The sequence below is a fragment of the Streptomyces gobitricini genome, from assembly GCF_039532985.1.
Lineage (GTDB): Bacteria > Actinomycetota > Actinomycetes > Streptomycetales > Streptomycetaceae > Streptomyces > Streptomyces gobitricini.
The window spans coordinates 96,956-106,618 of record NZ_BAAASR010000004.1 but is presented as its reverse complement, the minus strand read 5'-3'; the positions used below and the strand labels follow the sequence as shown (position 1 = coordinate 106,618).

11 protein-coding genes and 1 pseudogene are annotated in these 9,663 nt (G+C 73.2%); 5 read left to right on the top strand and 7 right to left on the bottom strand.

Annotated elements, in window-relative coordinates; genetic code table 11:
- Window positions 1-149, bottom strand: a pseudogene (locus tag ABD347_RS30605) (vitamin K epoxide reductase family protein); the annotation flags it as partial.
- A gap of 123 nt (window positions 150-272) precedes the next feature.
- Window positions 273-782: a DUF5949 family protein gene (locus ABD347_RS05370; protein ID WP_344356992.1), complete on the bottom strand. Its 510-nt coding sequence runs from the start codon at window positions 780-782 to the stop codon at window positions 273-275.
- A gap of 177 nt (window positions 783-959) precedes the next feature.
- Here ABD347_RS05370 and ABD347_RS05365 point away from each other — a divergent pair, with 177 nt between their 5' ends.
- Together ABD347_RS05365 and ABD347_RS05360 are read left to right on the top strand one after the other, a co-directional pair.
- Window positions 960-1,352 (top strand): tyrosinase family oxidase copper chaperone, encoded by a 393-nt coding sequence (locus ABD347_RS05365; protein ID WP_344356989.1) that lies wholly within the window; start codon window positions 960-962, stop codon window positions 1,350-1,352.
- The gene (locus ABD347_RS05360) at window positions 1,336-2,202 is read left to right on the top strand and encodes a tyrosinase family protein (RefSeq protein ID WP_344356986.1); all 867 of its coding nucleotides are present in this window, start codon (window positions 1,336-1,338) and stop codon (window positions 2,200-2,202) included. The genes ABD347_RS05365 and ABD347_RS05360 overlap by 17 nt, the downstream gene beginning before the upstream one ends.
- Window positions 2,203-2,273: 71 nt before the next feature.
- On the opposite strand, the gene ABD347_RS05355 is transcribed toward ABD347_RS05360, so the two are convergent.
- From ABD347_RS05355 to ABD347_RS05335, 5 genes are all read right to left on the bottom strand, one after another.
- Window positions 2,274-2,555, bottom strand: a complete 282-nt coding sequence (locus ABD347_RS05355; RefSeq protein WP_344356984.1) for a chaplin — start codon at window positions 2,553-2,555, stop codon at window positions 2,274-2,276.
- Between the two features lie 189 nt (window positions 2,556-2,744).
- Complete coding sequence (locus ABD347_RS05350) at window positions 2,745-3,266, bottom strand: hypothetical protein (RefSeq protein ID WP_344356981.1); 522 nt, start codon at window positions 3,264-3,266, stop codon at window positions 2,745-2,747.
- Between the two features lie 235 nt (window positions 3,267-3,501).
- Window positions 3,502-3,786 (bottom strand): hypothetical protein, encoded by a 285-nt coding sequence (locus tag ABD347_RS05345; RefSeq protein WP_344356979.1) that lies wholly within the window; start codon window positions 3,784-3,786, stop codon window positions 3,502-3,504.
- A 271-nt stretch (window positions 3,787-4,057) separates the two neighbouring features.
- Complete coding sequence (locus tag ABD347_RS05340) at window positions 4,058-4,807, bottom strand: hypothetical protein (protein WP_344356977.1); 750 nt, start codon at window positions 4,805-4,807, stop codon at window positions 4,058-4,060.
- Between the two features lie 274 nt (window positions 4,808-5,081).
- On the bottom strand, window positions 5,082-5,321 hold the full coding sequence (locus ABD347_RS05335; RefSeq protein ID WP_344356974.1) for a chaplin: 240 nt from the start codon (window positions 5,319-5,321) through the stop codon (window positions 5,082-5,084).
- Window positions 5,322-5,741: 420 nt separating this feature from the next.
- Here ABD347_RS05335 and ABD347_RS05330 point away from each other — a divergent pair, with 420 nt between their 5' ends.
- The 3 genes from ABD347_RS05330 to ABD347_RS05320 all read left to right on the top strand — a co-directional run.
- A complete protein-coding gene (locus ABD347_RS05330; RefSeq protein ID WP_344356971.1) occupies window positions 5,742-6,938 on the top strand; it encodes a glycosyltransferase in 1,197 nt (398 codons plus the stop codon).
- Window positions 6,935-8,347, top strand: a complete 1,413-nt coding sequence (locus ABD347_RS05325; RefSeq protein ID WP_344356968.1) for an exopolysaccharide biosynthesis polyprenyl glycosylphosphotransferase — start codon at window positions 6,935-6,937, stop codon at window positions 8,345-8,347. Before ABD347_RS05330 ends, ABD347_RS05325 begins: the two co-directional genes overlap by 4 nt.
- A partial coding sequence (locus ABD347_RS05320; protein ID WP_344357022.1) for an O-antigen ligase family protein occupies window positions 8,347-9,663 on the top strand: 1,317 nt, incomplete at its 3' end. The genes ABD347_RS05325 and ABD347_RS05320, both read left to right, overlap by 1 nt.

Genomic DNA, 9,663 nt, shown 5'->3' with positions numbered 1-9,663 from the left:
AGCGTGATCACCCACGCCGCGAGCAGCCCCGCCGCACCCGTGACCACCAGCATCCACGCGAACGCCCGGCCGGCACCGACCGTGCGGGGCTGCTCGGCATGCTCGCTCCGGGCGAGGACCGCCTCGTCCTTCACACGCGTCATCGTCATGCCGGCGACGCTACACGCGGAATCCTTTCATCGCGGTTCTCTCCGTTTTCTTCCACCGGAACGAGGGAAAGGCCGGGCGCGAGGTCAACCCGCCCCGCGCCGGGGCACTTTCCCTCCGGGGCGTCAGGTGCGCACCCTGCGCACCGGCAGCAGGCAGTGGGCGCTCAGCGTCACCATCTCCTCGTCCGCGAGGAACGCCTGCAACTGCTCCTCGCCGACCGGCTTCCCGTGCACGGCTTCCGGCCACGGGCGCAGCGAACAGATCAGATAGGCCTTGCCGCTCTCGTGGGCGGCCTTCTCCCACTCCGGCGGCACGGGGCACTGCACCCTCAGGAACGGCATGTTGAGGACCGCCTGCTCGGCCTCCACCAGCAGCGTGATCGGGATGCGGGTCTCGCGGGCGAGGTCCGTGACCTTGTCACCGATCGACAGGCCGATCTTCTCCAGCTCGCCGCGGAGCGCCTCCGCACCGGCCTCGGGGCCGTCGCGGCCGTCGCCGAGGGAGTACACCATCAGGAACGGCGTCACGGGCGAGTCGTTCTCGGACTCGGGCGCGTTGGCGTAGGGAATGACGGAGAGGGTGCCCAGGAGTGATTCCTGGCCCGGCGTCGTGGCGGTGGTGGAAGAGGTCATGGGGCCGGATGGTAGTGGCGCCCTGTGGGCCCTTCGTGAACATTTCCACCCGTTCAGCCGATATGACGGGCCGGTGATTCACCTGGCCGGGTAATGGACGCGGTGACGCCCCGCGCAACGGTTCGCGATCGGGGTCGTTTGTCCGGTGGGAGCCACGACGAGCAGGGAGCCCGATCGATGAGCGTCGCACAGCCGTTGTCCCGTCTCCTCCCGCGCCGGCGGACCGTTCTGCGGTCGCTGTTCGCGCTGACCGTCACCGCCTTCACCGGCGGGACGCTCGCCCATGTCGCCACCACGGGCCCCGGAGGGGCGAGGCCGGGGCCGGGGGGCGGGTTCGACGAGATGTACAGGGGCCGGCGCATCCAGGGCCGGCCGGTGGCCGGGACGAGGTTCGACGTACGGGTCGACGGCAGGCCCCTGCACCTGATGCGGTGCGCCGACGGCGGCTACCTGACGCCCGTCGACCACTACCGGTCGTACCCGACCCCCCTCGCGGCGGCCCGCGCCGCCGTGGACGAGCTGGGCTCCGCCCGACTGGCACTGGGAGCACACCATGGTGTACGTCCGTAAGAACCAGCGAGACCTGACCGCCGCCGAGCGGAAGAAGTTCGTCGGCGCCGTCCTGGAGCTGAAACGGAGCGGCCGGTACGACGAGTTCGTCCGTACGCACATCCAGTACTACAGCGCGGACGGCGACGACGGCCTGCGGGTCGCGCACATGGCGCCGACCTTCCTGCCCTGGCACCGGCAGTACCTGCTGGAGTTCGAGCGGGCCCTCAGGAGCGTCGACCCGACGGTGACGGTCCCGTACTGGGACTGGACCCGCGACAACACCCCGGCGGCGTCCCTGTGGGGCGAGGACTTCATGGGCGGCAACGGCCGGCGCGGCGACCACCAGGTGACGACCGGCCCGTTCGCGTACGCCAAGGGGAACTGGCCGATCACGGTCGGCGTGACCGAAAGCCCGTTCCTCAGCCGTGACTTCGGCAATCCCGCCAACCCCATCGACCTGCCCACCAAGCAGGAACTCGCCCGGGCGACCGCCGAGACCGTCTACGACTCCGCCCCCTGGGACTCCACCAGCCGCACCGGCTTCCGCAACGCGCTGGAGGGCTGGACCCGGGCCGCCGGCACCGGCCGGTGGCGCAACCACAACCGGGTCCACCGGTGGGTGGGTGGCCTCATGCTGGGCGGGGCGTCGGTCAACGACCCGGTCTTCTGGCTCCACCACTCCTTCGTCGACCTCGTCTGGTCGCGCTGGCAGAAGAAGAACCCCCGGGCCGGCTATCTCCCCGCGGCCCCGCCCCCGCCGGGTTCGGCCCAGTACCGGCGGGTCGTCGCCCGGAACGAGCCGATGCCGCCGTTCGGTGTCACCCCCGCCGACGTCGCCGACCACCACCGCCTCTACCGCTACGCCTGAGCGCCGGGTGGCCCGGACGCGAGAACGGCCCACCGGCCGGTGGGCCGGGGGGCCGTACGCGCGACGGGCGATCAGTGGCCGTAGCCGCCCTTGTGGTCCTTCTTGTCCTTGTGCTGGATGTTGGCGCACTCGTTGCCGAACGCGGGGTTGAGCAGGCCGATGATGTTGATGGTGTTGCCGCACAGGTTGATCGGGATGTCGATCGGGACCTGGACCACGTTGCCGGAGATGACACCGGGGGAGCCGACGGCGGCGGCGTCGGCGCTGGCGCCGGCCATGGCCACGCCGGATCCGCTCAGGACGACAGCGCCCGTGCCGACGATGACGGCGGCAGACCTTGCGATGCGAGACATCAAAAATCTCCTTGTACGTGGAAATCCGACCGCGGACCTGCGGTCGTCACTCCCCTACAACGCCGCTCGTCGGGCCGGGTAACGGCCGCGCCACCCCAACCACCGGTGGTGGCACGGCATTCGCCCTTTCGGACGCGGGCGCGGACGCGCCGAGCGCGGTGGAACGGGTGGCCGGGGGAGGGGAGGAGGTCAGTCCTTCGGCTGGGCCAGGCCGAGCGTGTAGTCCAGCGCTCCGGTCACGGTCGGCGACAGGAACCCGACCTGCGGCAGTTCGACACCCGGCAGGCCGAGCGTCTCGGCGCGCGGCAGCGTGACCGGGGAGCCCAGGATGGCGCCCGGCGTGGTCGCCCGCAGCTCCGAGGCGGGGGCCGTGACCAGGGCCCGGCCCGTCTCGCCCTCCACGACCTCCGGCAGCGGTGCGCTGACGAGCGTCTCCGGGACGCCCGCGGTGATCGGGAGCTGCGGCAGGAGCAGCGGGTGGACCTTGCCCTCCCCGTGGCCGGTGAGCCCCATGGGCGCCCCCGGCAGCGGGATGGGGACGCCGGTACGCAGGGTCGGCGTCTCGGTGGGGAGTACGGTGCCGAGACCGTGCAGCGGCACGTCGACCGGTGCGACCGGTGCGGTGGTGGCCGCCGCGGCGGACGACGCCATCGCCGCCGATGCGAGGCACGTGACGACAATCCCCATGCCGGCCTGAGATTTCAGGTTCATTTGCTGCGTACGCCTTCCCGGGCTGTGAGTACGGTGCTGCCCAAAAGAACGAGCACGCGCCGAAAAACGCGTCAGAATTCGCCTGGTTGCAGCAATGTCGCCGTCGCGGTGTTGACGGCCGGGCCGGGAATGCCGAAAGGCCGACGGAAACGTCATCGTTTCCTGTCGGCCCCGGCAGCGTCGCCTACGCGGTGGAACTCTTCCGCGTGTGTCGCCCGGTGTTGTGCCCGGCGTACTACTTGCCCAGCGCGGGCAGTCCGCCCAGGAGCGGCTGCGCGGTGTCCTTGGCGGGCTCCAGCCCGCCGGCGGCGCCCTGCACCTTGTCGACGGCCTTGCCGTCGGTCACCTTGCCCACCGCGTCGGCGGGGACGGCCTCGGCCAGACCCCGCTTGCCCAGTGCCTCGACTCCTCCGTTGAGGCTGGACGGGGTGAGGCTGTCGACGGCGAAGGCTGCGGGGGCGGCCACGCCCAGAGCCATCACGGAACCGGCGACGACCGCAGCAACCTTGGTGGGCTTCATGGGAATGAGTCCTTCCTGGGAATGGCGTCTGTGCGCTGCAACTCGCGCACCGCACGGGTTACTTGGCAACCGCTGTGTGGTGCTCTGCCCTCTGTAACGAGCCCTCCGCCCGGGGGAAACTCCGCGAGCCCGGAATTCTCGGCACTGCACTCGAACGAGACGGACCGGTCCTATTCTCGGATCAACGTGCGCAGGAAAGGCCGGCGGCCGTGTCGGCTCAGCGGGGGACTGAGGCGGCACGGCCGTCGGGGAGTGGAGCGGACGGCGGGACCTAGCGCGCCGCGACCGGCGTCTGCGGGGCCGAGGCGGCCGGGAGCGCGGTGGCCGGCAGAGTGGTGGCCGGGAGTGATGTGGCCGGGACAGAGGTGGCCGGAAGGGTGTTCATGCCCGTCGCGGGGGCGCCCGTCATCTTGGCGACGTCCCGCATGATGGCGTCCACCAGGGCCTGGGTGGCCGCCTGGATCTGGGACGCCGAGGTGACGGCCTGGCCCTTCATGGCGGAGGCGACCAGATCGTCGATGGCCTTGTCCATCGAGGCGAGGGCCTTGTCCATGTCCGTGTCCGCGGCACCGGCGGTGTCCAGGGCGTCCAGGCCGCCCACGGTGTCCAGGGGGACGTCGTCGGCCGCCGCCCAGGAGCCGGTGCCGTCGGTGGTGCCGGTCGCGGGGGTGCCCGTGGCCGAGCCGGTGGTGCCGGTGTTCGGCCGGGTGTTCGTCTGGGTGTTCGTCTCGGCCATCGCCTTCCGCAGGGCTTCGATGGCGGCCGTGAGCTCCCTCATCTCCTGGTTCATCTCGGTGGAGGGAAGCGCCTGGGTGGTGCTCGTGCCCGATACGGTGCCGAGGACGGAGTCGAGCACGCCGCCGATCGAGCCGAGGATGTCGCCGATGTCCCCCGGCGCCTTGGCCTGCTGGGCGGGGGCTTGGTGGGGCGAGTGGGCGGCGAGCGCGGGTCCCGCCGTACCGAGCGTGAGCGCGGCGCAGAGAGCGGTGACCGCCACACGGCGGGGTGTCAGGAGACGCATGCCTTGTCCTTCCAGTGACGCGTCGAGAACGTGACATCACCGTGAGTCCGCTTATTGCGACCCGCAAACGCATGCGCGGCAAGCGTGCCTGGGCCCAATGGGTGAATCGACCCGTCTGACCTGCCGGAAAAACCCTCCGGGGCCCGTCGCCGGGAAAAGGCGGCGGCGCCGCCGATGGAGTGGTCCACCCTCTCGCACAAAAGCAGAAGTGCGCCATTCCCGCGGGAATGGCGCACTGTCGTCGCGCCCGGCCGCCCGAGAGGGCGGGCGAGCGTCAGTCGTTGACGCAGACGTTGCCGAAGGTGGGGTTGAGCAGACCGATGATGTCGATGGTGTTGCCGCACAGGTTGATCGGGACGTGGATCGGGACCTGGATCACGTTGCCGGAGATGACACCGGGGGACTTCACGGCGGCGGCATCCGCGTTGGCGTCGGCGTGCGCGACGCCGGTGGCGCCGACGACGGACGCGGCGACGGCGGAGGACAGGACGGCTGCCTTCGCGATACGGGACATGGTGACGAACTCCTAGGTCGGTGAGGCACTGCGGCCGACGTGGTCGGCTACACCAACAACGCCCCAGCATTTCGCCGGTTGCGCGACCGAACGGGTGACGCGGCCTCCGGCCGTTCGAGCGCGACACGCCACGCCAGCAACGCGACGCCGGGACAAGGAAGTTGTTCCGCGGGTGTTTCGCATGCTTCTGGACCTGTTTGTTGAGTTATAACGTTCATCTCGCTGGACGCGCTCGGCCCTCGTCAAAGCGGAGAACCGGTATGGGGAATTCAGAGGTTCTTTCAGTGTGGGAACGCCCGAATCGCGCGCGCCGCTGACATTCGCCCGCGCACCGGAAAGCGCCGAGCCCGACGACATTGCCGACTCCGCAGAACCCTCCTGCCGCCCGCTTCGTGGAAAGCCTCGTAGAAAGGGTCACGCGTGCGTTCCCCACTCACCGCACTGCATGTTGTCCAGCCGGGTGACGGCGGGGTGGCCCGCGTGGTCACCGACGTGCTCGCAGCGCAGCTGGAGCTGGGCATGCGGGTCGCCGTCGCCTGCCCGCCGGGTACGCAGCTGGCGGCGGCGGCCGGCGCGCGGGGCGCCGAGGTGCACCCGTGGCGGGCCGACCGCGAGCCGGGCCCTCGACTGTTCGCGGAGAGCCGCCGGGTCGCCGCGCTGGTCGACCTCGTACGCCCCGATCTGGTGCACGCGCACAGCGCGAAGGCCGGGCTGGCCGCCCGCATCGCGGTACGCGGCCGGGTCCCCACCGTGTACCAGCCGCACGCCTGGTCGTTCGAGGCGGTCGACGGGGTGACCGGCGCGCTCGCCAGGCGCTGGGAGCGCTGGGCCGCCCGCTGGACCGACCGGGTCGTCTGCGTCAGCGAGGCGGAACGGCGCCGCGGCGAGCACGCGGGGGTGCGGGCACCCTGGTCCGTCATCCACAACGGTGTGGACGCCCGGCGATTCGCCACCGGGCCGGGCCGCGCCGCCGCCCGCGCCGCGCTCGGGCTTCCGGCCACGGCTCCGCTCGTGGTGTGCGTGGGGCGGCTGTGCCGCCAGAAGGGGCAGGACACGCTCCTGGAGGCATGGCCGGCCGTACTCGACCGCGTACCGGACGCCCGGCTCGTCCTGGTCGGTGACGGCCCGGAGGCCGAGGCACTGCGCACGGCCACCGCCGGGCCGCGTACCACCGCCGGGCCGCGCACACCGCGCACGGAGCCGTGGCCCGGCCGGCCGGTGGCGTTCGCGGGCGCCGTCGCCGACACGGCGCCCTGGTACCGGGCCGCCGACCTGGTCGTCCAGCCGTCCCGCTGGGAGGGGATGGCCCTCGCGCCGCTGGAGGCCATGGCGGCCGGGCGCCCCGTCCTCCTCACCGACGTGGACGGCGCCCGGGAGAGCCTGCCACCCGGCCACGAGACGCACTGCCTGGTCCGGCCCGACGACCCGGCCGCGCTGGCCGGGGCCCTGGCCGTGCTCCTGCGGCGGCCCGTGCTCCGCGAGGCCCTGGGCCGCCAGGCCCAGCAGCACGTACTGCGCCGCTTCGACGTACGGCGCGTGAACGAGGCCCTCGCGGACGTGTACCGCGAGGTGACCGCCGCCCCGCGCCACGAGCTCAGGGAGCCGATCTCCCAGTGACCACGGAAAGCACCAGCCCGGCCACCCCCACCGTCGTCCCGCCCCGAGGGGCGACGGCGGACCGGCCGGCCCTGCCGCCACGCCGCCCGGCGCCCGCGCCGCACTTCGTCCCGTCCCTGGTCGCCACCGACTGCGTCGCCGTCCTGCTCGCCGCGCTGCTGCTCGGCCCGGACCAGCGCGGCGCCGCCCTGCTGATGCAGCTCACCGCGTGCCTGGCCGCGCTCAACGCGTACGCCGGCCTCTACCGGACCGGCGCCGTCGCCTCCGTACTCGACGAACTGCCCGCCCTCGCGGGGCGGGCGGCGATCGTGTGGTGCGCGGCCGCCGCGCTGCTGGCCGCGCAGTCCCCGCAGCTCGCCGTCGGCCCCGGGACGCTGGCCGCCGTGTACGCCGTCCACCTGGCGTTCGTGAGCGGGTGCCGCGCCGTCCTGCACCACCGGCGGCGCGCCGCCGCCCGCGCGCACCCGCGCTCCGCGCTCGTCATCGGCCCCGCGCCCGCCGCACGGCGACTCGCCGGCACGCTCGCCGGGCACCGCGAGTACGGCATCCGGCCGGTCGGCATCGTCGACACCCAGCGGCCGGCCGATCCGGCCGAATCGTCCCTGCCGGTGCTGACGACCCCCGAGGAGATCCACCGGGCCGTCATCCAGAACAGCGTGCGCGACGCGGTGTTCACCGGCGCGGCACAGGCCGACCTCGTGGCGCTGCTGCGCCACTACGGCTGCACCGGCTGGCTGGTGGGGGAGGGCGGTGACGGTACGCGGCCCACACCGATGAGCCAGCACCTGTGGGGCCACGCCTGCCGGCGGCTCGACCCGCCGCCCGCACAGCGCGGCCGGCTGTCCAAGCGGCTCCTCGACGTCACGGTCGCCGGGCTGATGCTCGCCGCCCTCGCCCCGCTCCTGCTGCTGTGCGCGGCCGCGATCCGGCTCTCGGACGGCCCGGGGGTGATCTTCCGCCAGGAGCGCGTCGGCCAGGACGGCCGGCTGTTCACCCTGCTGAAGTTCCGTACGCTGCGCCCCGCCGACGCCGAGGAGGCGGCCACCCGGTGGAGCGTCGCCCACGACGAGCGGATGAGCGCCGTGGGCGCGTTCCTGCGCCGGACCTCGCTCGACGAGCTGCCGCAGCTGTGGAACGTGCTGCGCGGCGACATGAGCCTGGTCGGCCCCCGCCCGGAACGCCCCTACTTCGTCGCCAAGTTCAGCCGGGCCCACCCCGGGTACGCTGCCCGGCACCGGATGCCCGTCGGCCTGACCGGGCTGGCGCAGGTCCACGGGCTGCGCGGCGACACCTCCATCGAGGACCGGTGCCGCTTCGACAACCACTACATCGACCACTGGTCGCTCTGGCAGGACGTGTGCATCCTGCTGCGCACGGCGGCCTCACTGGTCCGGCCGGCGGGCAGCTGATGCCGGTACGCGACTGGGCGCCGCTGGTGCCGTTGCTCTCCGTCGTCGCGCTGCTCGCCGTACCGCCGCCGCACGGCTCCTCGGGCACCGGCACGGTGGCGGACGCCGCCTCCGCCGTCCTGGTCGTGTGCTGTGCCGTACGGGTGGTACGGGACCGGGCGCGGCCGTTGTCGCGGACGGCGGCCGTCGTGCTCGGCCTGCCGGTGCTGGGCATCTGCACCGCGGCCGTCGCGTCCCACGACCCGGCGGCGAGCCTCCCGGGGGTCGCGCGCTACCTGCAGGTCTTCGTCCTCGTACCGGCCGCCGTGGTGCTGCTGGTGCGCGACCGGCGGGACTTCGCCGTGGTGGCCTGGGCGGTGATCGGGCTCGCCCTGGCGCAGGGCACGGTGGGGGTGGCGCAGTACCTGACCGGCACGGGCGCCTCCTACATGGGGGAGGACGTCCGGGCGGTGGGGACCTTCGGCCCGACCGACGTGATGGGCATGGCGACGGTCGTCGCGTACGGGATCGTCGCCGCCACCGGGATCGCGCTCGGCGCGCCGGGGCGCCGCCCCAGGACGTGGGCCCTGGTCTGCGGCGGGCTGCTGGTCGTGCCGCTGGTGGTGTCGTTCAGCCGGGGCGCCTGGATCGCGACGGTGCTGGCGTGCGCGCTGCTGCTGACGCTGTGCGGGGTGCGGCGGGCCGCGCGGGTGGGGCTGGCGGCGGGCGCGCTCGGCGTGGTGCTGGTGGCCGGGCTGGGCGTCGGGTCGCAGATGGTGCAGGAACGGGTGGCGAGCATCTCCCGCGTCACGGCCGCCCCCGACCGGTCCGTCACCGACCGGTACACCATGTGGGCGGCGGCGGCCGGGATGTGGCGCGCCGAACCCCTCACGGGCGTCGGGCTCAAGGGCTTCCCGCACTACCGGGACAGCCACGCCTCGCTGGCCCTGTCGTCGGGCAGCGACACGGCCGGCGCCGGTATGGGCTTCCAGCGGCAGCCCCTGCTGTCGCCGCACAACATGTACCTGCTGGTGCTGGGCGAGCAGGGGCTGCTGGGTCTGCTGACGGTCGCGGGCAGCTGGCTCGCCCTGCTGGCGTGCGCCCTGCGGCGCCTGGTCGAGGCCCGCCGGACCGGGCCGGTCCCGGCCTGCGGGCTGGTCGCGGTGGGGCTGCTGGTGTGGCAGCTCGTCGACTTCGCGTACGCGGACATCGGCGGCCCAGCGACGGTCCTCACCGCCCTGGTGCTGGGCCTGGCCGCCTGGTGGTCCTTCGCCCCGCACCGGCCGGCGGACGCCGCGTGGCCCGTCGCCCTGCGCGGCGGGCCGGCGGCCGGCTCC

Excerpts from the sequence above, each read along its gene's own strand:
- ABD347_RS05335 (WP_344356974.1), bottom strand. The coding sequence starts at position 5,321 with ATGTCCCGTATCGCGAAGGCAGCCGTCCTGTCCTCCGCCGTCGCCGCG.
- ABD347_RS05365 (WP_344356989.1), top strand. The coding sequence starts at position 960 with ATGAGCGTCGCACAGCCGTTGTCCCGTCTCCTCCCGCGCCGGCGGACC.
- ABD347_RS05345 (WP_344356979.1), bottom strand. The coding sequence starts at position 3,786 with ATGAAGCCCACCAAGGTTGCTGCGGTCGTCGCCGGTTCCGTGATGGCT.
- ABD347_RS05355 (WP_344356984.1), bottom strand. The coding sequence starts at position 2,555 with ATGTCTCGCATCGCAAGGTCTGCCGCCGTCATCGTCGGCACGGGCGCT.
- ABD347_RS05360 (WP_344356986.1), top strand. The coding sequence starts at position 1,336 with ATGGTGTACGTCCGTAAGAACCAGCGAGACCTGACCGCCGCCGAGCGG.
- ABD347_RS05350 (WP_344356981.1), bottom strand. The coding sequence starts at position 3,266 with ATGAACCTGAAATCTCAGGCCGGCATGGGGATTGTCGTCACGTGCCTC.
- ABD347_RS05370 (WP_344356992.1), bottom strand. The coding sequence starts at position 782 with ATGACCTCTTCCACCACCGCCACGACGCCGGGCCAGGAATCACTCCTG.
- ABD347_RS05340 (WP_344356977.1), bottom strand. The coding sequence starts at position 4,807 with ATGCGTCTCCTGACACCCCGCCGTGTGGCGGTCACCGCTCTCTGCGCC.